The organism is Pseudomonas sp. GL-RE-29 (genome assembly GCF_019947275.1).
GTDB lineage: Bacteria > Pseudomonadota > Gammaproteobacteria > Pseudomonadales > Pseudomonadaceae > Aquipseudomonas > Aquipseudomonas fluorescens_A.
This window is the reverse complement of record NZ_JAGYGD010000034.1, coordinates 46650-73214: the sequence shown is the minus strand read 5'-3', so window position 1 is coordinate 73214 and position 26565 is coordinate 46650. Positions and strand designations below refer to the sequence as shown.

The 26565-nt window shown below is 60.1% G+C and carries 14 protein-coding genes; 8 read left to right on the top strand and 6 right to left on the bottom strand.

The features are described 5' to 3' along the window. Nucleotides 1–157 precede the first annotated feature (157 nt). Nucleotides 158–973 (bottom strand): UDP-2,3-diacylglucosamine diphosphatase, encoded by an 816-nt coding sequence (locus tag KGB21_RS23785; RefSeq protein ID WP_034146216.1) that lies wholly within the window; start codon nt 971–973, stop codon nt 158–160. Nucleotides 974–1109: 136 nt separating this feature from the next. Here KGB21_RS23785 and KGB21_RS23780 point away from each other — a divergent pair, with 136 nt between their 5' ends. Both KGB21_RS23780 and KGB21_RS23775 read left to right on the top strand, forming a co-directional pair. Then, nucleotides 1110–1874, top strand: a complete 765-nt coding sequence (locus KGB21_RS23780; RefSeq protein WP_223506904.1) for a helix-turn-helix transcriptional regulator — start codon at nt 1110–1112, stop codon at nt 1872–1874. A 167-nt stretch (nt 1875–2041) separates the two neighbouring features. Then, entirely contained in the window at nt 2042–2935 is an 894-nt protein-coding gene (locus KGB21_RS23775; RefSeq protein WP_223506903.1) for a DMT family transporter, read from the top strand. Here the strand turns inward: KGB21_RS23775 and KGB21_RS23770 are convergent. From KGB21_RS23770 to recQ, 4 genes are all read right to left on the bottom strand, one after another. Then, nucleotides 2929–3216 carry a SelT/SelW/SelH family protein gene (locus tag KGB21_RS23770; protein WP_034146404.1) on the bottom strand — a complete coding sequence of 96 codons (288 nt, stop codon included), beginning with the start codon at nt 3214–3216 and terminating at the stop codon, nt 2929–2931. The genes KGB21_RS23775 and KGB21_RS23770 overlap by 7 nt on opposite strands. A 200-nt stretch (nt 3217–3416) precedes the next feature. Beyond that, nucleotides 3417–5036 (bottom strand): FimV/HubP family polar landmark protein, encoded by a 1620-nt coding sequence (locus KGB21_RS23765; protein WP_223506905.1) that lies wholly within the window; start codon nt 5034–5036, stop codon nt 3417–3419. 127 nt (nt 5037–5163) lie between these two features. After that, on the bottom strand, nt 5164–5598 hold the full coding sequence (locus KGB21_RS23760) for a MarR family transcriptional regulator (RefSeq protein ID WP_034146213.1): 435 nt from the start codon (nt 5596–5598) through the stop codon (nt 5164–5166). A gap of 120 nt (nt 5599–5718) precedes the next feature. Beyond that, entirely contained in the window at nt 5719–7845 is a 2127-nt protein-coding gene (gene recQ, locus KGB21_RS23755; RefSeq protein WP_034146212.1) for a DNA helicase RecQ, read from the bottom strand. Between the two features lie 373 nt (nt 7846–8218). On the opposite strand from recQ, the gene KGB21_RS23750 reads away from it, so the two are divergent. From KGB21_RS23750 to KGB21_RS23735, 4 genes are all read left to right on the top strand, one after another. After that, a complete protein-coding gene (locus KGB21_RS23750; protein WP_034146211.1) occupies nt 8219–8806 on the top strand; it encodes a YecA family protein in 588 nt (195 codons plus the stop codon). Between the two features lie 10 nt (nt 8807–8816). After that, the gene (locus KGB21_RS23745; RefSeq protein WP_034146210.1) at nt 8817–9212 is read left to right on the top strand and encodes a YbaN family protein; all 396 of its coding nucleotides are present in this window, start codon (nt 8817–8819) and stop codon (nt 9210–9212) included. 326 nt (nt 9213–9538) lie between these two features. Then, nucleotides 9539–11479: a cyclic di-GMP receptor LapD gene (gene lapD / locus KGB21_RS23740; protein WP_223506902.1), complete on the top strand. Its 1941-nt coding sequence runs from the start codon at nt 9539–9541 to the stop codon at nt 11477–11479. 265 nt (nt 11480–11744) lie between these two features. Next, nucleotides 11745–12584 carry a hypothetical protein gene (locus KGB21_RS23735; protein ID WP_223506901.1) on the top strand — a complete coding sequence of 280 codons (840 nt, stop codon included), beginning with the start codon at nt 11745–11747 and terminating at the stop codon, nt 12582–12584. A gap of 320 nt (nt 12585–12904) precedes the next feature. Here KGB21_RS23735 and KGB21_RS23730 read toward each other — a convergent pair whose 3' ends face one another. After that, the gene (locus KGB21_RS23730) at nt 12905–22333 is read right to left on the bottom strand and encodes a retention module-containing protein (protein ID WP_223506900.1); all 9429 of its coding nucleotides are present in this window, start codon (nt 22331–22333) and stop codon (nt 12905–12907) included. 596 nt (nt 22334–22929) lie between these two features. Here KGB21_RS23730 and KGB21_RS23725 point away from each other — a divergent pair. Beyond that, on the top strand, nt 22930–24288 hold the full coding sequence (locus KGB21_RS23725) for a TolC family outer membrane protein (RefSeq protein WP_223506899.1): 1359 nt from the start codon (nt 22930–22932) through the stop codon (nt 24286–24288). A 17-nt stretch (nt 24289–24305) separates the two neighbouring features. Continuing rightward, the gene (locus KGB21_RS23720; RefSeq protein ID WP_223506898.1) at nt 24306–26465 is read left to right on the top strand and encodes a type I secretion system permease/ATPase; all 2160 of its coding nucleotides are present in this window, start codon (nt 24306–24308) and stop codon (nt 26463–26465) included. Nucleotides 26466–26565: the final 100 nt, after the last annotated feature.

Sequence of the window (26565 nt, the reverse complement as noted above, 5' to 3'; positions counted from 1 at the left end):
GGAATTCATCTCGCATTACAACTATCGCCGTTGCCACTCCGCCTCGAACCACTTGCCGCCTGCGCTGTTCGAGCAACAGGCGGCTTAATCCTCCTACGGGATGGTTTAAAAAAACTGAACCACTACACCGCAGGCTGCGATCTTTTGATTTTGCTCTTCATGCCGGCTCGGCAATTTTCAATGACTTCAACACCGCCTCACGCGCCTGGGCATCCGCCAGCCGATACAACTCGATCGTGCCATCCCAATGCTCGATCAGCGCCGTGCACGACTCCACCCAATCGCCGCAGTTGAGGTAGTCCACCTCGCCCACCTTGCGAATCTCGGCATGGTGAATGTGCCCGCATACCACGCCATGCAGCTCGCGCTTGACGCATTCATGGGCGATGGCTTCTTCGAAGTCGCTGATGAAGCTGACCGCAGTTTTCACTTTGTGCTTGAGGTACGCCGACAGCGACCAATAACCGTAACCATAACGGGCGCGCCAATGGTTGAGCCAGCGGTTGAGGGTCAGGGTGAATTCGTAGGCCGAGTCGCCGAGAAACGCCAGCCAGCGGTGATAACGGGTAATCACGTCGAACTGGTCGCCATGGATCACCAGCAGATGCCGACCATCGGCGGTCACATGCACCGCTTCGTCCACCAACTGGATGTTGCCCAGAATGAGCTTCGAATAGCGGCGCAGGAATTCGTCGTGGTTGCCGGTGACGTAGATCACTTCGGTGCCACGCTTGGCCATGGTCAGCAACCGTCGGATCACGTTGGTGTGCGCCTGGGGCCAGTACATGCCGCCGCGCAGCTTCCAGCCATCGATGATGTCGCCGACCAGGTAGATTTTGTCCGCGTGATAGCCCTTGAGAAACTGCGACAAATGCTCGGCCTGGCAATCGCGAGTGCCCAAGTGCACATCGGAAATCCACAAGGTCCGCACACGTTGCTTACGACTGGGTTTGGCGAGCTCGGCGCTGGTCATGGGCAACCCTCAGGACAAGTTTTGGCAAGCTTGCGCCGGTCCGGTTAATGGCCCATGACAGCGCCAAGTCAGTCTTGTGACAGCGCTCACGGGCGTGCCCCGGTGTAGACTGGCGCCCTGACACGGGAGACCTGCGATGAGACCGATCCTCACCCTTCGCCAATACACCCACGACCTGATCGTCCACAGCCACGAGCATGCACAACTGGTGTTCGGGCTCTCGGGTGCGCTGGATTTCGAGGTTGACGGGCGTGGCAGTCAGGTGGTTCAGCAGAGTTTCGCGGTAGTGCCGTCCGGCGCGCATCATGCCTGTGGCAGCGCCAATGGCAGTCGTTGCCTGGTGCTGGACATTCCCGGGGACCAATGGGTGTGCCAATCGCTGGGTGACCATGCCGACGCGAGCCGACGCTTGCTCGATAACGCCGGTCGGTTGTCACTGGATGCCGGGCAAAGCCAATTAGTCCACTGGCTGGCGAACAGTCCTGTCGACGATCCGCTGATTGCGCAACAGGGCGCGGTGCTGTTGTTGGCCAGCCTCAACAACGCCAGGCCTGACAGCGTAGTCGCTCGACGCCTGCCTTATGCCGCGCTGAATGCGCACATCGACCAATACGCGGCCTATCCGTTGCAGGTCGCCGATCTGGCCCGCGTGGCCGGCCTTTCCAATGCTCGCTTGCATGCACGATTCGTGGCCGAGTGCGGGCAGACGCCGATGGATTACATTCGTAGTCGTCGCCTGCACAAAGCCGTTGCATTGCTGCGGGAGTCGACGCTGCCCATCGGCGAGATTGCCTCTCGGGTTGGCTACAGCTCCCAGAGCGCTTTTGCCGCCGCGGTGTTGCGGGAGTTCGGCGTATCACCCGGAAAATTACGGCGCGAGGCTGGCGACAAAGAACGATAGTTTGCCGACAGACATAACGAGCATTTCCACGTTCAATGTAGGAGCTGCCGCAGGCTGCGATCTTTTGATCTTGATATTAAAAAACAGGATCAAAAGATCGCAGCCTGCGGCAGCTCCTACAGGGGCCGGTGTTGTTGGCTCGATCGATACGTTTACCAAGGATTGCAATGACTCCCCGTACCGCCCTTGGCGCTTTGCATATTGGCGCACTGATGTTCGGCCTGACCGGCGTGTTCGGCAAACTCGCCGCCGCGTCGCCGGCGATCATCGTATTCGGCCGCGCGGCGTTCGCGGTGTTGGCGCTGACCTTTTTTGCACGATTCGCCAGCCAGACCCGCTGGCACAAACTCGCCGCCGTGGACTGGCGTCGCCTGTTGCTCAGTGGCTTGTTGCTGGCCGGGCATTGGGTGAGTTTTTTCCTTTCAGTGAAGATCGCCGGCGTGGCGATCGCGACCTTGGGGTTTGCCAGTTTCCCGGCTTTTACTGTGATACTTGAAGGGCTGATTTTCCGCGAGCGGATTCGCCTCAACGAGATCCTTTTGGTAACGCTGGTCACCATCGGGTTGGTCCTGGTGACACCAGAGTTCAATCTGGCCAGCGACGCCACCACCGGCCTGCTGTGGTCGGTCGCTTCCGGTTTGCTGTTCTCGTTGTTGTCATTGACCAACCGCGCCAGCTCCGGACGTATCCCGCCAGTGCAGGCCGCACTGTGCCAGAACGTGGTCGTCGCCCTGTGCCTGCTGCCGGTGGCGGCACCCCAGTTGAGCGAAGTTCGCGCCATCGACTGGTTGTGGATCGGCCTGCTCGGCGTGTTCTGCACCGGCGTCGCCCACAGCCTGTTCGTCGCCAGCCTCGCCGTGATCAAGGCACGAACCGCCGCCGTGGTGTTTGCCCTGGAGCCGGTCTACGGCATCACCATGGCGTGGCTGTTGTTCGACGAAAACCCGACCCTGCGCATGTTGCTGGGCGGTGCACTGATCATCGTTGCGATTGTGGTGTCCAGCCGACTTTCAACCGGCTCAAGCAAGAAAGCCGTTGCAGCGGAAGCCACGTCTCACTGAGTGCGGTCGTTGTGACCCAGATCGCGGTCCGGATCGATCTGATCGCGGACCCGCTGTTTGAGCACCTTGGCCTCGGGAAAACCGCCGTCAGCCTTGCGCTCCCAGATCTGCGCATCGTCACAGAAAATATGAAAGACCCCACCAGTGCCGGGCACCAGGGACACTTTGCCCAAGTCGTCGCCAAAGGTGCTGAGCAGTTCCTGGGCCAGCCAGGCCGCGCGCAACAGCCACTGGCACTGGGTGCAGTAGGTGATGATGATTTCGGGTTTGTTTGCGGTCATGAAACGCATGATCCCTGTGTAATGTTTGAATGCCGTCAGCTTAACACCCGTGGCGAGGGAGCTTGCTCCCGCTGGGCTGCGAAGCGGCCCAAGTCCAGCAACCACGTAAATTCAGGCACACCGCGTTGAGCGGTTTTACGACTGCTTCGCAGTCGAGCGGGAGCAAGCTCCCTCGCCGCACTGGACCTCGATCGACAAAATTATCGGATACCGGCCAACAAGGTTCGGGCTGTCTGCTTGAGCGGCTCATCAGCTTCCTTGAGCAACTCGTTCAGCAATTCAATGGCACTGTCGACGTCACCATCATCGATGCAGGTCTGGGCTTGTTCCAGCTTGCCAGCGTTGCTCGGCTCGGTCGGTTCCAGATTCAGCGGCTCAAGTTGCAGCAACCGCACGGGCTCAGTGAATTCGGCGAGAAAGGCGTCGTCGAGGGGTTGAGAGTCAGGTTCGGCGACCCATTCGATCTCGGCTTCCAGCGTTGATGGCGGGTTTTCAAATGGACTGGTCAGGTCCCAGGAGGCGTCCATCGACAGATCATCGAGGTTCAACTGGAACTCATCGGCGGGCGCTATCGCTGAAGCCCCCACGGCGACCGGAGTGACGACGCTCAGTTTTGGGTGCCTAGCGCGGATATCGTGGAGTTTTTGTGCGTTTAACCCGCTGTGTCGCAGGCTGGCTTCCTGCGCTTCGTACGCTGCAAGATCACCTTGCTTGCCCAACACCTCCAACAACTTTTCCGCCAGATCGGTGCGCTGAGGTTCCTTGACCATCGCCTCGCGCAACAAGCCTTCCGCCTCGGTTAATCGGCCGTAGCTGAGATAGATGTCGACCGCTTCCAGCACATCGCCCGCCGCGGTCTCTTCAGGATCTGCGTGTGTCACGGACGGCGGCATCCGAGGTTCCACCGCTCGCTCCAACATAGGCTCCTGTTTTGAAGAGGATTCAGGGGCGTCCTCAATCAGCTGACGCCGACGCCGGACAAACCACCCGAGCACCACTAACGCCATCACTGTTAGAAACCCGAAAATCAAAGGCCAGCGAGACCCGGACTCCTCTGCAACCATGGATTCTGGCGTCGCAACGGCGGGTGCAGCGGGTTGGACCGCTGCCTGCTGAACTTCCGCTAACCGGGTTTGCAACTCACTGACCTGTTTTTTATCGGCAGCGATCTGTTCGTCCTGCGCCTGAAGCTTCGCCTTGAGTTCATCGACGGCTGCCTGCAATTGCTGATTTTGCAGCTCGCTGGCGGCCAGTTGTTCCGCGACAGGATCAATCATCGGGGCTGCGGCAGGCTTGGGCGCTTCCTTGCGTGCAGGGAGCGGTGCGACGGCCGGCTGAACATTCGGGAATGCGGAAGGTGAGGGTATCGCCGCCGGTTCATCGGTGGCAGGCACAATTTCCGGTGAGCCCGGTGGATCGATCAGCACCGTGTACTCACGCAGCAATTGGCCATTGGGCTGATTGAGTTGAACGAGGAAATTCAGGAACGGTTCATTGACCGCTTTATTGGAGCTGACACGGATGAAGCTGTGGTTACCCTTCAGGACGGGGGTGAACTTCAGGTCGTTGAGGAAGACCACCCGCTCGACACCGGCTCGGCTGAACTCGTCTGCCGTCGCCAGGCTGACCGACAACTCACCCTCTTCCAGACCACCGGCATCTACCAGGGCAATGTCGGCGCGAAGCGGCTGGTTCAGTGCCGAATGCACGGTGATGTCACCCAGGCCCAGCGCCGGAGCTAATGCCGAGTAAGTGACAGCAGCACCGATGAGCAACAACCTGACACAACCGCGAACAACCAATAGCCGACTTTCAAGCATGAGCATCCCTTAGATAACCAGAACCAACCTGCACGTGTTCGCACATCCGGTACGAACACGATATTGCCGAGTAGTTCTTATAGTCCGCGCAACAAGGGATCTCAAAAGTCTGGGTCGGCGTTATGCCTCAAGATTTTTCAAGGTTGGCCAGGATGTGCCCGTGAACCCGCATGCAGATCCGCAAATCCGCCTCATCCACGCCTTCGAAGAGTTCGTGGCGCAGCTGGGTGGCAATTGTTTCAATTTGTTCGATCAGGGGGTGAGCCGGGGCACAGAGGACGATTTTTTTCGCCCGACGGTCTTCCAGCACTGCCTGGCGCTGCACCAGGCCCTGGCTTTCCAGGCTGTCGAGCAGGCGGGCCAGGGTCGGTCCTTCGACGGCGACGCTTTGCGCCAGTTCACGTTGGGTCGGCGGTTCTTCGAAACGTGCCAGGTGCAGCAGCACCAGCCAGCGCGCCTGGGATAGCCCCAAACCCGCCAGACGGCGGTCCAGTTCGGCACGCCAGCCACGTGACATCTGGGCCAACTGCATGCCAAAACGGTGTTGATCGGTTAACGGCATAAAACACTCATGATCAGGCTGAAAATAGAGAAATACTAATTATTAGTCAGCTAAGCATGAGCCTCGCTTTCAGGCAAGGCTTGATCTGTAGTGAATCGTTACATCAGTGAAACCGGCCGCTCAAATCTCGAATTCGGATTGCAGCGCGGCCCGGACGCAGTACAAAACGCCTTCCGGCACTCGTCCCGCAAACAATGCGGAAATCTCCGACACTGGCGGTAATTCGCCTTCACCGTCGAGGAACGCATCCTGGACTTCGCCCATCAGATCTTCGGGCAGATCCAGCGCTTGTTCCAGCGATAACTGTTGCTTGCCAATGGCTTCGGCGAGCATGGCGTAGACGTTCTTTTCCGAGCATTGCAGCTGACCGGCGATTTGCAGCGGCGTCATGCCGGCACGCGCCAATGTGATGAGTTCATGGCGTACGTCGGCCACTGCTTTCGGTGCCTCGACCTGACCGCCGAGCACTTCGAGGAAGGCCTCGCCGTAACGCTCGAGTTTGCGTGCGCCGACGCCACTGACCGTGGCCATTTCCGCGAGCGTGGTCGGTTGGCTGCGGAGCATTTCCAGCAAGGTTGAATCCGGGAAAATGACGTATGGCGGCACGCCATGCTCTTCGGCGAGTTTGCGCCGCAGCGCGCGCAAGGCTTCCCACTGTTCGCGCTCTTCGCCACGTACCAGTTGGCTCGCCTGGCTCTTGCTGCTTTTCGCCGTGGTTTGTGGCTTGAGGTCGCGGCGCAGTTCCAGGGTCACTTCGCCCTTGAGCAGTGGTCGGCAAGTGTCACTCAGGCGCAGGCCGCCGTAACCTTCCAGATCGATGTCGGCCAGCCCACGGGCAACCAGCTGCCGGAAGAGCGAACGCCATTCGCCCTCGGCCATTGCTTTGCCGACGCCGTAAACCGAGAGGTGCTGATGCCCGAAGCTGCGGATTTTTTCGTTGTCCTTGCCCAGCAAGACATCCACCAGATGCCCGACGCCGTAGCGCTGGCCGGTGCGATAGATTGCTGAAAGTGCCTGACGCGCCGGCTCGGTGGCGTCCCAGGTTTGCACGCCATCGACACAGTTGTCGCAATGGCCGCAGGGCTCGGGCATGTCTTCGTCGAAGTAGGCCAGCAAGGTCTGGCGGCGGCAGCGGGTTTCTTCGCACAGCGACAGCATGGCGTCGAGCTTGTGCTGCTCCAGACGCTTGTGGCGTTCGTCGCCTTCGGAGTTCTGCAGCATCTGCTTGAGCATCACCACGTCTTGCAGGCCGTAGGCCATCCAGGCATCCGCCGGCAGACCGTCACGGCCGCCGCGCCCGGTTTCCTGGTAGTAGGCTTCCAGGGATTTCGGCAAATCGAGGTGCGCGACAAACCGCACGTTGGGTTTGTCGATACCCATGCCGAACGCCACGGTGGCGACCATGATCAGCCCTTCCTCGTTGAGGAAGCGCTTCTGGTGATAGGCGCGCAAATCGTTGGGCAGACCCGCGTGGTACGGCAGCGCCGGGAAGCCTTGCTCGCTGAGGAACGCAGCCACTTCCTCGACCTTTTTGCGCGACAGGCAATAGACGATGCCAGCATCACTGCGTCGTTCGGCGAGGAACGCCAGCAACTGCTTGCGCGGCTGTTCCTTGGGCACAATGCGATAAAAGATGTTCGGACGGTCGAAGCTTGACAGGAAACGCTCGGCGTTTTGCAAATGCAGGCGGGTGACGATTTCTTCGCGGGTGCGTTTGTCGGCGGTGGCGGTCAGGGCGATGCGCGGCACGTCGGGGAACATTTCCGCCAACTGGCCCAGTTGCAGGTATTCCGGGCGGAAGTCGTGGCCCCATTGCGATACGCAATGCGCTTCGTCGATGGCGAAAAGGGCAATGTTCAGCCCTTGCAGGAAGTTCAGCATGCGCGGCTGAACCAGGCGCTCCGGGGCGAGGTAAAGCATTTTCACTTCGCCGCGCTTGATCCGTGCTGCCAGGTCACGCTGTTGCTCAGCGCTGAGGGTTGAGTTCAACGCTGCTGCGGCAACGCCCAGTTCTTCGAGGGTCGCGACCTGGTCGTCCATCAAGGCGATCAACGGCGATACCACCACCGCCAAGCCTTCGCGCAACAGCGCTGGCACCTGGAAGCACAGGGATTTGCCGCCACCGGTAGGCATCAGGACCAGGGCATCGCCGCCACTGGCCACGCGCTCAATGATTGCACCCTGGCGGCCACGGAAACTGTCGTAGCCGAAGATGTCCTTGAGGACGCGTTGAGCCTGTTCGAGCATAGAAACTCCAAAAATCACCGAAACATCCCTGCAAGGCTGGTTCAGAAACTGCCGTGCTGCACCGACAAATCGTAAGGGCGCATTGCATGACGCTTCACATTTCAGCCGCGATGCCAGCAGGGCATCACAAAACGCGCGAGTATACCCGAGCACTGTCCGGCAAAGGGTGCCGCTGATAAGAGCGATGAAGATGACCTTTGTAGGAGCTGCCGCAGGCTGCGATCTTTTGATTTTTTTAAAGACAAGGTCAAAAGATCGCAGCCTGCGGCAGCTCCTACAGGGAATGCGTTGTTCAAATATGCCGCGCGGCTGGCCCAAGCGCTCAAGAAGGCCTAGAATTCCCGCATCGAATATTCCCCAAGGTAGCCCTTTAATGTCCTTCGCTGAGCAACTAACCCGCCTGCAAGTCTTCCTCGACGCCGATGAACTGCATGACGAGGCGCTGGACTACGTGGCCGCTCACGGCTACCTCACCGCGCTGTCCATCTGTTCCGAGGTCGTTCCTGATCGTGAGTGGATCGACGCCCTCTTCGCCGAAGAGCCGCACTACGCCGACGACACCGAGCGTGAAGCGATCGAATCCACGCTGCTGGCCCTCAAGGCCCACATCGCCCGTCAACTGGCCTCCGATGAAGAGTTCGAGTTGCCTTGCGACCTGGACCTGGGCGAAGACCCGGACGATTCCGACTTGCGCGGCTGGTGCATCGGCTTCATGGAAGGCGTGTTCCTGCGCGAAGAAGCCTGGTTTGAAACCGCCGAAGACGAAGTCAGCGAAATGCTGCTGCCGATCATGGTCGGTTCGGGCCTGTTCGACGAGCAACCGGAGTTCTCCGACATTGCCGCCGATGCCAACCTGATGGACGACATGATCGTGCAGATCCCGGAAGCCCTGACTGCGCTGTACCTGCTGTGCAACGCACCAGACGAAAAACCGGCGATCCTCAAGCCACGTCACCACTAAGGTTCTGCCTATGGACAACCCCATAGGCAACCGCTCCCTGATGTTGCGCTACGTGCTGCTGGCCATTGGCTGGCTGAGCGTAGTGCTGGGGGTGATCGGTATTTTCCTGCCGGTACTGCCCACTACTCCTTTCCTGTTGCTGGCAGCCGCGTGCTTCGCTCGCAGTTCTCCGCGTTTTTACCATTGGCTGGTAGATCATCCCCGGCTTGGGCCTTGGATCCGCGATTACCTCGAAGGTAATGGCATCCCGCTCAAGGGCAAGGTCTACGCCATCGGCCTGATGTGGGCGAGCATCCTGTTTTCCTGCTACCTGGTGCCCCTGCCCTGGGCACGCGGGTTCATGTTGACCAGTGCCGTGCTGGTGACGACTTACATCCTGCGGCAGAAAACCCTGCGCAAGTCCTGAACCTCAATTTTTTTGTGCCGAGGGAGCTTGCTCCCGCTCGACTGCGCAGCAGTCGCAACAGTAATTGGGGTCGCTTCGCAACCCAGCGGGAGCAAGCTCCCTCGCCACAAAAACGATTATGCGTAAGTTCTTCGTCCAACGACCTGCCCGCCATTCATCAAACACCACCTAGACTGATTCCATCCGTCCCTCCAGCGGCCAGTCTGCGTCATCCAGCATGGCTAACGCTGTAACGTCGGTCCGGCGGATTCCTGCTTTCCTATTGGCTGGATTGAATTGCGTCCGGGCCAGCCGCAAGTATGTGCAGACGCCGCAAGGAGCACTCCATGAAACTGCGCAATCAGTTGTTTCTCGCTATTTGCCTGTTCTTGCTGGTGGCCTTCAGCGGCAGTTTTTTTGTCAGCCTGGAAAGCTCTCGCGAGCAGATGCTCGGCCAATTGCGCTCCCACGCCCAGGACGCCGCCACCGCCCTGGGCTTGTCGTTGACGACGCAGATCGATGACCCGGCGATGATGGAGCTGATGGTCAGCTCGATTTTCGACAGTGGCTATTTCAGCAACATCCGCATCGTCGATGTCGAGGGTCAGCAGGTGTTGGTGGAGCGCAGCGCTGCGGCGCGAATCGAGGGCGTGCCCGGTTGGTTTGTCCGTCTGGTCAACCTGCGCCATGAAGGGGGCGACGCGTTGATCATGCGCGGATGGGAGCAAGCAGCACGGGTCGAAGTGCTGAGCAATCCGCAGTTCGCCCTGGCCAAACTCTGGGACAGCACCGTTGGCAGCCTGATCTGGTTGCTGATCTGCGGATTGCTTAGCGCCGTGTTTGGCGGCTGGCTGTTACGTCGCCAGTTGCGGCCGCTCGACAAAATGGTCAAACAAGCTGAAGCCATCAGCAAACGCGAGTTTTTAAGCCTGCCGAAACTGCCGCGCACTCCGGAGTTGAAGCGCGTGGTGCTGGCGATGAACCAGATGGTCGAAAAGCTCAAGGCGTTGTTCAACGAAGAGGCGGCGCGCAGTGATCGACTGCGCAAGGAGTCCTATCAAGACAGCCTGACCGGGTTGGCGAACCGACGACTGCTCGATGAGCAACTGGCCGACCGTTTGCTGGTCGCCGAGCAAAACGGCGACGGCCATTTGTTGATGTTGCGCCTCAATGACCTCGCCGGGCTCAACCAGCGTCTTGGCGGCCAGCGCACCGATGCCTTGATCAGCACGGTCGGCGAACTGCTCAAGCGTCTGACTGGTCTGCCGGAACGGCGAAACTGGTTGGCGGCGCGCAATCGCGGGGGCGAATTCAGCTTACTGACTCAAGGCCTGAGTACCGAGGATGCCGCACGTCTGGCCGCCGAGGTCAGCGCCACGCTGGAAAACCTGCGCATGACCGGCGCCAGTGATTGCACGCCCGTGGCGCAGTTGGGGATCGTTGCTTACCATTCCGGCGAGTCGCCTGGCGATGTACTGATGCGCCTTGATCAAGCGTTGAGCGAGGCCAGCCAACATCCCGAGCGCCCGTGGATTTTGCTGAGCCATCGCGAGGCTACACAGCACCTGTCTCAATACGACTGGCGCACCTGGATTGATGACGCCCTGACTGAAGGCAAGTTACTGCTGTATTTTCAACCGGTGGTGCAATGCGCCGACACCAGTCAACTACTGCACCACAAAGTCCTCGCGCGCCTGCTCGACCCGCAGGGTGAAGCGATTGCTGCCAGGCAGTTCCTGCCTTGGATCGAGCGCCTCGGCTGGTCGGCGCGGTTTGACCTGGCCATGCTCGAAGCGACCCTCGATTACCTGGCCGTCAATCGCTGGCCCCTGGCGCTGAGCCTGTCCGGCAGCACCCTGCGCGATCCGGAGCACCTGAAGCTGATTTTCGACATGCTCGATTCCCTGCCAGAACTCGCGCCACTGCTGACCCTGGAAATCGACGAATGCCAACTGCCGCCGCCGGCCGAATTGCAGCGTCTGAGCCACAGCCTGCTCGACACCGGTTACCGCATCGGCCTGCAGCATTTTGGCGGCAGCTTCAGCCAGATCGGCAACCTGACCCAATTGGGCCTGGCTTATCTGAAAATCGACGGGGCTTACATACGGCATATCGATGAGCAGCGAGACAAACGGCTATTCATCGAAGCAATCTTCAGAGCGACCAACAGCATTGATTTGCCGTTGATTGCGGAGATGGTCGAGACCCGGGGGGAGTTGGAGGCGATCCGGGAACTGGGGGTGTTCGGGGTGATGGGGAGATTGATCGGACCACCTGAGCCGATGTAAATGCCAGGCTTGCCAATAGCCATGAAGGACCATGATCCTTCTTCGCAGACAAAACAAGCTCCTCTACTTCCAAAAAACATTGCCGGACTTTGTTGGCTCGGCTGATACAGACTCATTCATAAAGCGCCTTGTTCGCGTCGACCACTCATCGGCTTTCAGTCAAACCTGACATTTCTGACAGTAGTCAATAGTGCCAAAGGAGAAAACAATAAAAAGTACACGCCGAAATCATCAATGGGCGTTCGCTCAACGAGGTGTACTTACCGTGCTATTTGAAAAAAAACCCTTACCCAATACTGCCCCCCAACTTCCCAAGCCGGAAGTCCCTGAAGCCGACGATGACAATGTACTTAACCTGACTACGCATCAAGGCAAGATATCTGCCATTGTTGAAAAATGGACGCCTTCGCAAATATGGTTGAGATTAGCTAGCCAGACCGAGCTATATCCACCCCTAACAACAAACATACTCGAAGACCATGAAGTTTCCGTGTTGCAGTTTGATAATCGCTTACTTGAACGAATCCCCGGAAGCCAACTGACTGCACTGCCTCACAACTCAACGGCCACATTAGAAGACCTTATTACCTACTACGGTAGCTCAGACATATCAACCGCCACAGCATTTCCGTCATTAACAACCCCCATCAAAACCCAACTTAATGATCTCGATGAACTCACAGACTTCAACGACAATACATTGGGAGGATGGACAAAGGGGCAGGGAGCAAGAGACATTCAGTTTGTTGAAGACATTAGCGGTGGTTTTTATCTATCCAATGATACATCCGCCCCTGGCGACAACCATGACGGCATGATTTTAGAAAAAACATTCTCCGTAATACCTGGAATGACCTATCAATTTACGATCGATGCAAGGACCAACAATATAGCAGGACGAGACCCTAACCCACCCCAACTTATTCTTGCATTTAACGGCATAGGTCCAATCTATTCAATTTCTAACACTTCCTGGAAAAGCATCGCATCTAATAGAACAGTCGCCCAATCAGCCACGGTTAGAGTAAGCCTCAGAAATCTCACTCGCCAATGGAAAGGCAATGATTTTTCAATCGACAATTTCAGAGTAAGACGCGTCGAGTAAAATCGAGTAATCCCTTCGCACCCTATTAAATGCCAGGAGATTCAATCATGGCAACGCAAGGAACCCCACAACTGCCTGAGTTTCACATCCCTGAAATATCAAACGGGTACTGAAAATCGGCGAGAGCAGCTCTCAGACATACACGATCAACAACATGAACTGAAGCACGCACTCATTCACCGCCACAGCAGAGTCGAGTTGGAACGGTAACGATTACAGCATGGATAATTTCAGAGCTAGATCTTTACCGTAACCCACACAACATGATCATCAAGCCACCGCCATTCCTGAGAACAGGAATGGCGGTTTTATTCTTCAAATCACACCGTATCCACCTTCAACGAATGGTCATTTAGCATGCCGTTGATGATGGTGGCTGTATCCGCACCGCCAATCACCCCGCCCGCCCCCGGCGTCACTCCGTAATGACTGGCCAGGTTGACGCCCGCCAGATCGATCGTCTGGTTCGGCGCTGCGCCGGCCATGGCGCTCACATCGATGCTGGTCATCACTGACGCACCGCTGCCGCTGACGGTGAAGTGCAGGTAGTCATCCAGCGACGCCGTCGTGCCGTTTTCCCCTTGCAGCAGTTGCGACAGGTCGAGCTTGTCGGTGCCGGGTGCGAAGTCGGTGATGACGTCGTGACCGCTGTTGCCCTTGAGCCACTCGAAGGTGTCGGCACCGCTGCCGCCGGTGAGGGTGTTGTTGCCCAGGCCACCGATCAGGAAGTCATCGCCGCCGCCACCGTTGAGCACGTCGTTGCCCAGGCCACCGGTGATGACGTTGCTGTTGTTGTCACCGGTGAGGGTGTCGTTGAAGTTGGAGCCGGTAAGGTTTTCGATCCCCGTCAGGGTGTCGGTCCCGGCACCGAGGGTGTTCTGCCCGGTGAGCAGGCTCAGGTCGACTTTGACCCCGGCCGTGGCATGGGCGTAGCTGGCGGTGTCGCTGCCAGTGCCGCCGTCGAGCAGGTCGTTGCCCAAGCCGCTGTACAGCAAGTCTTTGCCGGCGCCGCCGTGCAACTCATTGTTGCCGTTGCCTGCGGTGAGGATGTCGTTGCCGTCACCGGCATTGAGGATGTTGTTGCCTTCGCCCGCGATCAGCGTGTCATTGTCCGCCGTCCCGGTGAGGGTGTGGCCGTCCTGATAGCTGATATTGACGTTGGCACTGTCACTGCCGCCATGGGTGTCATTGGCAGTGTAGGTGCCGTGGTAGTCCGGCGTGACGTCGTGACCACCGGCATAGTTGAGGTTCATGGTCAGCTGGTAGTTTTCCGCCGCATTGGGGTTGCTGCCACTGGTGTTGGCGATGTTGGTGATGTGGACCTGGTAAGTCCCATCCGCCAATGCCGTCAGGGTTTGGCCGTCCGCGAGGTTGATCCACGACCCGCCGTTGAGCGAATACTCCATGGCCACATGCCCGGCATCAAGGTTGTGATTCAGGGTCAGGGTTTCACCCTGCTTCAGGTTGACGGAGAAGCGGTCCTCATCGTTGATGTTGGATTGGGCGTTGCTGGCCGACCCCAGGTAACCGCTGACCACCAGCACGGCGGTCATGGTCGCGGCATTGGCCGCGAACGCGCTGCGTACGTTGCCCAGGGTCTGATTGGCCGCTACGTTTGAACTGGTGCCATTGAAGGTGATGGCGCCAGTGCCGGTGAAGTCCGCAGCCTTGGAAATCCAGCCGGTGTTGAAGCTGGTCGACGACGGGCTAAGCGAATCGCTATTGGAATCAGTGTCGTTGGCCAGCAACAATTCGCCTGGCACCGTCACATTGTTCGAGAGCACGTTGGTGATGATGTGATCATCGACCGCAAGCGGTGCCGCGTTCGGAACGACTTTCACTACCAGATTCGAACTGGCGAGATCGCCATCCTTGTCACTGACCGTGAACCCGATGTTTTCGGTGATCAACACCGACGTGGCTTTCTGCGAAACGTAGCTGTACTCGCCGGTATCCAGGTTCACCACCAGGGTGCCCTTGCCATTAGTGGCGATGCTCAGCGAGTTGTTAACCGTGTTGAAGGTGCCGTGATTGGTACCACCGCTGGAAATCAGCGAACCCTGGTTGCTAAGGCCTTTGGGGTCATAGGTGTAGGTGGTGCCGTCGACAGTGATGGTTTTGATGAATCCGCCATCGGCACCGAACGTACCGCCCTCGCCCAGCAGCGAACCGGTCACCGGTGCGCCGACCACGGTGCCCGACAGCACCGAGTTCAGTTGATTGAGATCGGTCACCACCACCGCGTTGGTATTGGTCTTGGTGCTGCCGTCATAAGCCACTGGATCGAGGTTGCTGTTGCTGACACCGCTACCCAGGCCAATCGCGTAGTTCTTGATGGCATTGGTCTCGAGGAAGGCTTTCCAGGACGCTTCGTCCTGTGTCCCGATATCCCCTTCGTTGGGCTTCCCGTCAGAGAAGAAATAACCGACGTTCTGCGCCCCGGTGAGTTTGCCACTGGTGGCGAACGCCGTTTTCGCCATCGCCACGGCGTCGTCGTAGTCGGTGTTACCACCCGCCGTCAGACCGGAGATGATCGACTTGGCCGTCGCGACATCGACCCAGATCGGGGTCTTGTCGGTGGCGCCGCTGCTGAAGGTGACGATCTGCACTTTGACATCGCCGAGGTCGTCGTACTTGTCGAGCAAGGCACTGATCGCCTGCTTGGCCAGCGCCAATCGCGACAGGCCCGGTACGCCAGAGGCGTCGCCCATACTGCCGGATACGTCGATCACCAGCAGCAGGTTGGAATCGATCTCCACGGCTGACACCGAACGTTCCGAAGCCACGGCTTTGGGCACGTCATCGACGATGTTGACCACGATGGTGCTGGTGGTGCTGTTGCCCAGTGCATCGGTGGCTTTGTAAGTGAAGCTTTCGCTCAGGGTATTGGCGCCATCGTTGGCACCCGGCGCGGTTTTCGGTGCCGAGGTCAGGGTGTAGGTGTAAGTGCCGTCGGCGCTCAACAGGATCTGACCGTAAGTACCGGTGGCGCTGCCGATCAGGGTATAGGTGACGGCGCCGCTGGCACCGAAGACTGACCCGACCAGTGTGCCGCTGGCGGTTTCGCCGGTATGACCCGGCTCGCTGCCGGTGACGCTGCCGGCGGCCAGATCCTGGCCGTCCTTGCTCAGGTCGAGCGCTTTTTCGTAGACGGTCACGTCGGTGTCGCTGACCGCGCGGATGCAGTTGTTGTTCACGTCGATGGTGATGGTGGTGGTGCTTTCATCACCGTCGGCGTCGCGCAGGGTATAGGTGAATACGTCGCTCGCACCGGGGCCGCTCACGCCGTTCGGGTAGCTGTGGTACTCGGCGTTGCCGTGAGAATCAAGCGTCAGGTAACCGTAGGTGCCATTGATCGGGTTGTTGAGACCGCCAAGTGCCGGGGTCGAGGTATCGGAGCCGGCGCGCACGCCGACCACACCGCCGCCCGCCGCCGGGCCATCGGCGCCGCCGACGTCGTTCCACAACACGTTGCCGGTGACCACGCCACCCTCAGTGACCGGAATCGCGTCAGCGTGAGCTGTGGGCACGTCGTCGACAATGTTGATCACGATGGTACTGGTGACGCTGTTGCCCAGCGCGTCGGTGGCCTGGTAGGTGAAAGACTCGCTCAGGGTATTGGCGCCATCGTTCGCATGCGGCGTGGTGTTGACCGGGTTGGTCAGGGTGTAGGTGTAGGTGCCGTTGGGGTTGAGCAGGATCTGTCCGTAGTTGCCGAACGTGCCGCCGACCAGGGTGTAGGTGACGTTACCGCTGCCACCGAAGACCGAACCCACCAGCGTGCCGCTGGCGGTTTCGCCGGTATGCCCTGGTTCGCTACCGAGGGCGTAGCCAGCCGACAGATCCTGGCCGTCCTTGACGATGTCGAGGGCTTTTTCATAGACCGTCACGTCGCTGTCGCTGAACGCGCGGATGCAGCTGTTGTTCACGTCGATGGTGAGGGTGCTGGTGCTTTCGTCACCGTCGGCATCGCGCAAGGTGTAGGTGAACACGTCGCTCGCACCGGGGCCGCTAACGCCGTTCGGGTAGCTGTGGTACTCGGCGTTGCCTTGGGCATCCAGCGTCAGGTAACCGTAGGTGCCGTTGATTTGGCTGTTGAGGCCGCCAATGACCGGGGTCGAAGTGTCGGAGCCGACACGCACGCCGACCACGCCACCGCCCGCCGCCGGGCCATCGGCGCCGCCGACGTCGTTCCACAGCACGTTGCCGGTGACTACGCCGCCCTCTGCGACAGAGACTGCGTCGGGGTTGGCGGTCGGCAGGTCGTCAACGATGTTGACGTTGATCTGCCCGGTCGCGGTGCTGCCGTCGGTGTCGGTGGCAACGACGTTGAAGTTCTCGCTGACGCTGTTGGCGCCGTCGGCGTTGGGGTGCTCGCGGTCGGCGTAGTTCAAGGTGTAGCTGTAGCTCACCACGCCGGTGGCGGCGTTGTAATCGGTGATGGTGAAAGTGGCACCGTAATAGGTGTCAGTCGATTGCGGGAACCCCGCCGCCACGCCACCGCTGACCACGGTGATACCGCCCACGGTCAGGGTTTGCAGGCCATCCAGCGCGGTCACGGTGAAGGTGCCGCTCTGAGTCAGCGCCGGTGCATCCGGGTCGCTGCCGTAGGTGAGATTTTTTTCGTAGACCGTCAGCTCGCCGCCTGGCACTTCGAGGCCGTTGAGCGTCACGCCGTCATCGTTGTTGTGGATGTTCAGCACCAGGTTGGCGGTGCTGGTGTCGCCGTCGGCATCGGTCAGGGTGTAGGTGAAGGTTTCCGTGCCGTTGCCATTGCCGTGCAGGGCTTTGAAATCAGCATCACTGGTATTGAGGGTGTAGGTGTAGGTGCCGTTGGCGTTCAGCACCAGGTTGCCGTAGGTGCCGACAAAAGTCCCGGGAGTGATCGGGCCGCTGTTGGGACCGCTCGCTACGACATCGGCGCCTTGCACGTCATTGCTCAGCACGTTGCCGGTGAGGCTCAGCTGGGTTTCCGCCGCGGTCAATTCGTTGCTGTCGTGTACGGCTTTCGGCACGTCATCGACGATGTTGACCACGATGGTGCTGGTGACGCTGTTGCCCAGCGCATCGGTGGCCTGATAGGTGAAGGTTTCGCTCAGGGTGTTGGCGCCGTCGTCCGCGTGCGGCGTGGTGCTGGCCGGCGAAGTCAGGGTGTAGGTGTAGGTGCCGTTGGAGTTGAGCTGGAGCTGGCCGAAATTGCCGGTGGCGCTACCGACCAGGGTGTAGGTGACGGCGCCGTTGGCACCGAAGACCGAACCGACCAAGGTGCCGCTGGCGGTTTCGCCGGTATGGCCTGGGTCGCTGCCGGTGACGGTGCCGGGAGCCAGGTCCTGACCACCTTGGTTCAGGTCGAGGGCTTTTTCGTAAACAGTCACGTCGGTGTCGCTGACCGCGCGGATGCAACTGTTGTTCACGTCGATGGTGAGCGTGCTGGTGCTTTCGTCACCGTCGGCATCGCGCAAGGTGTAGGTGAACACGTCGGTGGCACCGGGGCCGCTCACCGCGTTCGGGTAACTGTGGTACTCAGCGTTGCCTTGGGCGTCCAGCGTCAGGTAGCCGTAGGTGCCGTTGATCTGATTATTGAGGTTGCCATAAGCCGGGTTCGACGTGTCGGAGCCGGCGCGCACGCCGACCACGCCACCGCCCGCCGCCGGGCCATCGGCGCCGCCGACGTCATTCCACAGCACGTTGCCGGTGACCACGCCACCTTCTGCGACCGAGACCGCGTCGGGGTTGGCGGTCGGCAGGTCGTCGACGATGTTGACGTTGATCTGCCCGCTCGCTGTGCTGCCGTCGGCGTCGGTGGCGACGACGTCAAAGTTCTCGCTGACGCTGTTGGCGCCGTCGGCGTTGGGGTGGTCACGGTCGGTGAAGTTCAGGGTGTAGCTGTAGCTCACCACGCCGGTGGTCGAATCAAAACCGGTGATGGTGAAGGTCGCGCCGGTGCCGGTAGTAGTGTGTTGCGGGAACCCCGCCGCCACGCCACCGCTGACCACCGCGATACCGCCCACGGTCAGGGTTTGCAGGCCATCCGGCGCATTGACGGTGAAGGTGCCGTTCTGGGTCAGCGCCGGAGCATCCGGGTCGCTGCCATAGGTGAGGTTTTTCTCGTAGACCGTCAGCTCGCCGCCGGACACCTCGAGGCCGTTGAGCGTCACGCCGTCATCGTTGTTGTGGATGTTCAGCACCAGGTTGGCGGTGCTGGTATCGCCGTCGGCATCGGTCAGGGTGTAGGTGAAGGTTTCGGTGCCGTTGCCATTGCCGTGCAGGGCCTTGAAGTCGGCGTCGCTGGTGTTGAGGGTGTAGGTGTAAGTGCCGTTGGCATTCAACACCAAGGTGCCGTAAGTACCGGTGAAGGTGCCGGGGGTGATCGGGCCGCTGTTCGGGCCGATGGCCACACGGTCGGCGCCTTGCACGTCGTTGGTCAGCACGTTGCCGTTCAGCGTCGCCAGGGTTTCCGACGCCGTCGAGGCGTTGTTGTCGTCGATCGCTTGAGGCACGTCGTCGGTGATGTTGACGTCCAGGCTGCCATTGGCGGTGGTGCCGTTGTCGTCAACCACGGTGACGGCGAACTGTTCAGGGAGCGTGTTGGTCCCGTCGGCGCCCGGATGAGTTTCGGGGTCTGCCAGGGTGTAGCTGTAACTGACCACGCCAGTCGTGGCGTCGTAGCCGGTGATGGTCAGCGTGCTGCCCAGCGGAGTCGTAACCGATTGCGGGAAGCCTGCGCTCACACCGCCAGTGACCACGGCGATACCGCCGACGGTCAGGGTCTGCACACCGTCGAGGGCGGTGATGGTGAAAGTGCCGCTCTGGGTCAGGGCCGGGGCATCCGGGGTGCTGCCGTCGCCGAGATTTTTCTCATAAATTGTGAGTTCGCCACCCTCGATGTTCAGCCCATCGATCGTGACCGGGTCGTCGTTGTTGTGGATCTGCAAAACCAGGTTCGCGGTGCTGGTGTCGCCGTCGGCATCGGTCAGGGTGTAGGTGAAGGTTTCCGTGCCATCGCCACCGCCGTGCAGGGCCTTGAAATCGGCATCGCTAGTGTTCAGGGTGTAGGTGTAAGTGCCATTGGCGTTCAGCACCAGAGTGCCGTAAGTACCGGTGAAGGTGCCGGGGGTGATCGGGCCGCTGTTCGGGCCAGTCGCCACACGGTCGGCGCCTTGCACGTCGTTGGTCAGCACGTTGCCGTTCAGCGTCGGCAGGGTTTCCGACGCCGTCGAGGCGTTGTTGTCGTCGATCGCTTGAGGCACGTCGTCGGTGATGTTGACGTCCAGGCTGCCATTGGCGGTGGTGCCGTTGTCGTCAACCACGGTGACGGCGAATTGTTCAGGGAGCGTGTTGGTCCCGTCGGCGCCCGGATGAGTTTCGGGGTCTGCCAGGGTGTAGCTGTAACTGACCACGCCAGTCGTGGCGTCGTAGCCGGTGATGGTCAGCGTGCTGCCCAGCGGGGTGGTAACCGATTGCGGGAAGCCTGCACTCACACCGCCAGTGACCACGGCGATACCGCCGACGGTCAGGGTTTGCACACCGTCGAGGGCGGTGATGGTGAAGGTACCGTTCTGGGTCAGGGCCGGGGCATCCGGGGTGCTGCCGTCGCCGAGGTTTTTCTCATAAATAGTGAGTTCGCCACCCTCGATGTTCAGCCCATCGATCGTGACCGGGTCGTCGTTGTTGTGGATCTGCAAAACCAGGTTCGCGGTGCTGGTATCGCCGTCGGCATCGGTCAGGGTGTAGGTGAAGGTTTCGGTGCCATCGCCACCGCCGTGCAGGGCCTTGAAGTCGGCGTCGCTGGTGTTGAGGGTGTAGGTGTAAGTGCCGTTGGCATTCAACACCAAGGTGCCGTAAGTACCGGTGAAGGTGCCGGGGGTGATCGGGCCGCTGTTCGGGCCGATGGCCACACGGTCGGCGCCTTGCACGTCGTTGGTCAGCACGTTGCCGTTCAGCGTCGCCAGGGTTTCCGACGCCGTCGAGGCGTTGTTGTCGTCGATCGCTTGAGGCACGTCGTCGGTGATGTTGACGTCCAGGCTGCCATTGGCGGTGGTGCCGTTGTCGTCAACCACGGTGACGGCGAACTGTTCAGGGAGCGTGTTGGTCCCGTCGGCGCCCGGATGAGTTTCGGGGTCTGCCAGGGTGTAGCTGTAACTGACCACGCCAGTCGTGGCGTCGTAGCCGGTGATGGTCAGCGTGCTGCCCAGCGGAGTCGTAACCGATTGCGGGAAGCCTGCGCTCACACCGCCAGTGACCACGGCGATACCGCCGACGGTCAGGGTCTGCACACCGTCGAGGGCGGTGATGGTGAAAGTGCCGCTCTGGGTCAGGGCCGGGGCATCCGGGGTGCTGCCGTCGCCGAGATTTTTCTCATAAATTGTGAGTTCGCCACCCTCGATGTTCAGCCCATCGATCGTGACCGGGTCGTCGTTGTTGTGGATCTGCAAAACCAGGTTCGCGGTGCTGGTGTCGCCGTCGGCATCGGTCAGGGTGTAGGTGAAGGTTTCCGTGCCATCGCCACCGCCGTGCAGGGCCTTGAAATCGGCATCGCTAGTGTTCAGGGTGTAGGTGTAAGTGCCATTGGCGTTCAGCACCAGAGTGCCGTAAGTACCGGTGAAGGTGCCGGGGGTGATCGGGCCGCTGTTCGGGCCGATGGCCACACGGTCGGCGCCTTGCACGTCGTTGGTCAGCACGTTGCCGTTCAGCGTCGGCAGGGTTTCCGACGACGTCGAGGCGTTGTTGTCGTCGATCGCTTGAGGCACGTCGTCGGTGATGTTGACGTCCAGGCTGCCATTGGCGGTGGTGCCGTTGCTGTCAATGACCACCACGGGGAATTGTTCACTGACACTGGTGCCATCACCGGCCGAATGCGTTTCGCTGCCGTTGAGCGTGTAGCTGTAACTCACCACGCCCGTGGCTGGGTTGTAACCGGTGATGGTCAGTGTGCTGCCCAGCGTAGTGGTGATCGATTGTGGGAAACCCGCGGCCACGCCACCACTGATCACGCTGATCCCGCCGATGCTCAGACTGGTCAGCCCGTCGGGTGCGTTGACGGTGAACGTACCGTTTTGGGTCAGTGCACCAGGATTGCTCGCTGAACCGTCGGCAAGGTTGGCTTCCTTGATCGTCAGTTCGCCGCCCTCGATCGACAGACCGTTGAGGGTGACCGGGTTGTTGACGGGAGGTGTAACGTCAGGAGGCGTGATGACCGGGGGCGTGACAACTGCCGCCGGGGTGCCGTCGCCGTTGTCATCGCCGTCGCGCCGTGCTTCGGGAAACTCGGGAATGCCGTTGAAACCGGCGGTTGGAAAACCGATGTTCGGATCGACCCGCCCGCCCACTTCTTCGAGCATGACAAAACTGTGGCCGCCACCGGCCGTCCCATCAGCGGGCCCGGTCGAACCCGGACCAGCCGCCGTGGCTTCAGCGGTCTGCGTCGGGTCATCGCCGGCCGCAATGGCTTTTTGCAGCTGCTCGACGTCAGTCAGTTGTTCCTGGCTTGGCGCGACTGTTTCTGCGGTGTCCACATGGGGCGATTGATTCGCCAGTAACTGCGGGGTCATTTGCAGGCTGCTGCCACGCCCCAGCGTCAGTTCCTGGCCATTTTGCAGATGCACCGCCACCGCGCCTTCGGCTCCGGTATTCAGTTGATCACCGGCAAACAACCGGTCCCCCTCGACCAGTGCGCGTCGGGTGCCATCGCTCCCCACCGCGAATACCTGACCGATGACCTTACTGACGATACCGATGAGCGTAGCCATGTGCATTTCCTCCGCTGCCAACCGCTGTCGGCACCTGTTTTGTTGCGGAGATCATGCTCATGGCTCAAGCGGGTTGCCTGGCGGATCGTCTAGGCCGGTCAGCGGGGTTATTTACATTAACCGCTTCCCTGGCGACGATCTCGCCTAGCGTATTGCTCACGGGCCTCATTTACGGTGCGAGATAAAAACCCTTTGCAATCAAAGACAACGGGTTAACGACCGAAATTACGAGCCCTGCGAGCGATGCGTAACGGTTCTGAACCATCCGGGTGACAAAAAACCGTCACCACAGACCGCTTCGCTTCCCTCCCCTCCAGCACTTCTCCGCTTTTTTTCGATGAATGAATTGGAACTTTTTCTCTGCCCCGATGAGCACCCTAAAGCTCATAATACAAGGGCTTCCGAGGAGAACAATGTGCCGGAATTAGAATACCGCATAAGTTTTTTTTGGCATAAGCTTTATGAGAAATAGTTCTTAGGTTTTCTGTAGAATGTTCTTAGCTCTGTTGTTAAAACCATGAAACGGAATACCTATAAAAGTCGTCAAATAATTGGCGACAAATAAAGCACCATTAGGAAATCAGGGAGATGCACCCATGCGCCTTTTAACCCCGCTCTGCAGCGCAATACTATTGGCCATGGCCTGCACTTCTCAGGCCCAAGCCATGTCGTTGACCGATGCGATCCAGAGCACCATCGCGACCCACCCGGAGCTGGCGTCGCGGGTGGACAGCCGTCTGTCGGCTGATGAAGACGTAAAGGTCGCCAAGGGCGGTTTTTATCCATCGGTTGACCTGAATGCCGCGTACGGGCGCGGGTACAGCGATAACACCAACACCCGTGCGTTGGGCAATCACCACACCGAAATTCTCAACTACACGCAATCGGAACTGCGTCTGCGGCAGATGCTGTTCGACGGCTTCAACACCGCCAACGAAGTCGAGCGCACCAAAGGCGTCGTCAACTCCCGCGCCTATTACGCTCAGGGCACCGCCCAGGACCTGGCCCTGCGCACCACCGAGGTTTACCTCGAAGTGCTCAAGCGTCGCGAACTGGTGACGCTGGCCAAGAACAACCTGCAAGCACACTTGCGAGTCAACGATCAGATCGGCCTGCGCACCGAGCGTGGGATCGGCAGCAACGCCGACGCCGACCAGTCCACCGCTCGTCGGGCACTGGCGGAAAACAACCTCGACACCGCTGAAGTCGATCTGGCCGACGCCGAGTCGAACTTCGCCGCTGTCGTCGGGCGCCTGCCTGATGAACTCGAAGCCCCACCGTCGATCCGTGGCGAACTGCCGGCCTCGCTGACAGAAGCCCAGCAAAGCATGGTCGACAACAACCCGTACCTGAAATCCGCCCAGGCCGACGTGCAATCGGCCGAGAGCCAGTACGAAGTCGCCAAATCGCCGTTCTACCCGCGCTTCGACGCCGAAGCCGCGGTGGGCGCGAACAACAACATTGCCGGCGAAGAAGGCCATGACAACGAGTGGCGCGTCGGCGTGGTGATGAACTACAACCTGTTCCGCGGCGGCAGCGACAAGGCGCGCCTGCAGTCCGATGCGCACAAGATCAATCAGGCAATGGACATCCGCAACAACGCCCTGCGTCAGCTCAACGAAAACATTCACCTGGCCTGGAACGCCATGGTCAACGCCAAGAAACAAACCCCCACCGCCCGTGAATACGCGGACACCAGCAAACGCGTACGCATCGCCTATCAGGATCAGTTCGGCCTCGGCCAACGCACCCTGCTCGACCTGCTGGACAGTGAAAACGAGCTCTACAACGCCAACCGCCGCTACACCGAAGTCCGATACACCGAGGAATATTCGATGTACCGTGTGCTGGCGAACATGGGCCAGTTGTTGAGCAAACAACGCGTGGTACTTCCCGCTGATGCCGTCGCCCAGACCGAAGTGAAAAACGAAGCCCGTTTGCCTGAACTGAAGTAGTGCCTGGAGCGTTCAATGTGACAAGCATGGAAACCGCCAACAGCGGTGTCGATCCACGCCTGAGCTTCGATGACCCGTTACTGGATGGTCTGTTGATTCTCTGCAAACTCCACGGCGCGTCCGTCAGTCGCGCCAGCCTGAGTGCCGGGCTACCGATGGCAAACCAACGCCTGAGCCTGGACCTGCTGCCCCGCGCAGCGGCCCGGGCCGGTTTGCAGGCGCGTTTGCTGCGCCGCGATCTCAAAGATATTTCTACGCTCAACCTGCCCGTGTTGTTGTTGCTCGACAACGGTCGCACCGCTGTTCTGCGCCGCTACGGTGACGACGGCCGGGTGCTGATCCTGCCGAGCGAAGCCGATGGCGGCGAACAATGGATCAGCCCGGAAGAGCTGGCCGAGCACTACACGGGCCAGGCGCTGTTCGCCCGGCCGCGGCATGAACTCGAAGACCTACGCTCGCCGCTGGTGCCGCGCGTCCAGGCGTGGTTTCGCGACACCCTGAAGCTGTCGAAGTGGCTGTACAGCGATGCGATTCTGGCGAGTTTCCTGATCAACCTGCTGGGTTTGATGGTGCCGCTGTTCGTGATGCAGACCTACGACCGCGTGGTGCCGAACCAGGCCACGTCGACCCTGTGGGTGTTGTCCATCGGACTGCTGATCGGCACCGGTTTCGAACTGGTGTTGCGAGTGGTGCGCGCGCACTTGCTGGACACGGCCGGGAAGAAAACCGACGTGATCCTGTCGGCAACTTTGTTCGAACGCATCACCGGCATGGCGATGAAAGCACGCCCGGCCACCATCGGCGGATTTGCCCAAAGCATTCACGACTTCCAGGGCCTGCGGGAATTCCTCACCGCCGTGACCCTCACCAGCCTGATCGACCTGCCCTTCGCGCTGCTGATGCTGGTGGTCATTGGTCTGCTTGGCGGCTGGCTGGTGGTGATTCCGGTGCTGGCGTTCCCGATCACGATCATCTTCGCCATGGTGATTCAGGCGCGCCTGCGCGACACCGTACAGAAGAGCCTCAGCCTCGGCGCCGAACGCCAGGCGCTGCTGATCGAAACCCTCGGAGGCCTGGAAACCCTCAAGGCTTGCAGCGCCGAAAGCGAGCGTCAGCACAAATGGGAAAGCACTCACGGCGCCCTCACCCGCCTCGACAGCCATGCCCGCAACCTCTCGGCAATGGCCACTAACGGCACGCTGTTCATCCAGCAGTTTTCCGGCATGGCGACCATCGTCGCCGGGGTGTACAGCATCATCGCCGGCAACCTCAGCGTTGGCGCCCTGGTGGCGACCTACATGCTCGGCAGCCGCGTGCTTGCGCCACTGGGACAGATTGCTGGATTGATCACCCGCTACCAGCAAGCACAACTGACCATGAAAAGCACCGATGCGTTGATGTCGCTGCCGCAAGAGCGCGATGCCAAACAACGGCCGCTGGAACGCACGCAGTTGCAAGGCGCGCTGGACGTTGTCGGCGTGACCTTCCATTACAACGGCCAAAGCACCCCGGCACTGGCCAATGTCAGTTTCACTGTGAAACCCGGCGAGCGGATCGGCATCATCGGTCGCAGCGGTTCCGGCAAAAGCACCCTGGGACGGCTGGTGATGGGTTTCTACGAACCGGAGGAAGGCCAGTTGTTGCTCGACGGCCTGGACCTGCGGCAACTGGACGTAGCCGACCTGCGCCATCAAATCGGCTACGTCGCCCATGACCTGCCGCTGCTGGCCGGCAGCCTGCGCGACAACCTGACCCTTGGCGCGCGCTACATCAGCGACGCACGCATGCTCGAAGTGGCGGAACTCACCGGCGTCACCGAACTGGCCCGACAACACCCGCAAGGCTTCGACCGGCCCGTGGGCGAGCGCGGGCAATTGCTGTCCGGCGGCCAACGCCAGGCTGTATTGCTGGCCCGCGCCTTGTTGCTCGACCCGCCGATCATGCTGCTCGACGAACCCACCAGCGCCATGGACAACAGCAGTGAAGACGTCCTGCGGCAAAAACTCCACGGCTGGGTCCAGGGCAAAACCGTGCTGCTGGTCACCCACCGTACGTCGATGCTGAGCCTGGTGGATCGGTTGGTGGTGCTGGACAACGGGAGGATCGTCGCCGACGGGCCGAAAGAAGCAGTCATCGATGCATTGCGCAAGGGCCGTGTCGGCTCTGCGGCTGTCTAGGAGTAGCCCACTCGATGCCAGTACACAACCTGTGGCGAGGGAGCTTGCTCCCGCTGGGTTGCGCAGCAGCCCCGAAACCAACCACCTCGATGTGCCGGCA

Excerpts from the sequence above, each read along its gene's own strand:
- KGB21_RS23785 (WP_034146216.1), bottom strand. The coding sequence starts at position 973 with ATGACCAGCGCCGAGCTCGCCAAACCCAGTCGTAAGCAACGTGTGCGG.
- KGB21_RS23780 (WP_223506904.1), top strand. The coding sequence starts at position 1,110 with ATGAGACCGATCCTCACCCTTCGCCAATACACCCACGACCTGATCGTC.
- KGB21_RS23775 (WP_223506903.1), top strand. The coding sequence starts at position 2,042 with ATGACTCCCCGTACCGCCCTTGGCGCTTTGCATATTGGCGCACTGATG.
- KGB21_RS23770 (WP_034146404.1), bottom strand. The coding sequence starts at position 3,216 with ATGACCGCAAACAAACCCGAAATCATCATCACCTACTGCACCCAGTGC.
- KGB21_RS23765 (WP_223506905.1), bottom strand. The coding sequence starts at position 5,036 with ATGCTTGAAAGTCGGCTATTGGTTGTTCGCGGTTGTGTCAGGTTGTTG.
- KGB21_RS23760 (WP_034146213.1), bottom strand. The coding sequence starts at position 5,598 with ATGCCGTTAACCGATCAACACCGTTTTGGCATGCAGTTGGCCCAGATG.
- recQ (WP_034146212.1), bottom strand. The coding sequence starts at position 7,845 with ATGCTCGAACAGGCTCAACGCGTCCTCAAGGACATCTTCGGCTACGAC.
- KGB21_RS23750 (WP_034146211.1), top strand. The coding sequence starts at position 8,219 with ATGTCCTTCGCTGAGCAACTAACCCGCCTGCAAGTCTTCCTCGACGCC.
- KGB21_RS23745 (WP_034146210.1), top strand. The coding sequence starts at position 8,817 with ATGGACAACCCCATAGGCAACCGCTCCCTGATGTTGCGCTACGTGCTG.
- lapD (WP_223506902.1), top strand. The coding sequence starts at position 9,539 with ATGAAACTGCGCAATCAGTTGTTTCTCGCTATTTGCCTGTTCTTGCTG.
- KGB21_RS23730 (WP_223506900.1), bottom strand. The coding sequence starts at position 22,333 with ATGGCTACGCTCATCGGTATCGTCAGTAAGGTCATCGGTCAGGTATTC.
- KGB21_RS23725 (WP_223506899.1), top strand. The coding sequence starts at position 22,930 with ATGCGCCTTTTAACCCCGCTCTGCAGCGCAATACTATTGGCCATGGCC.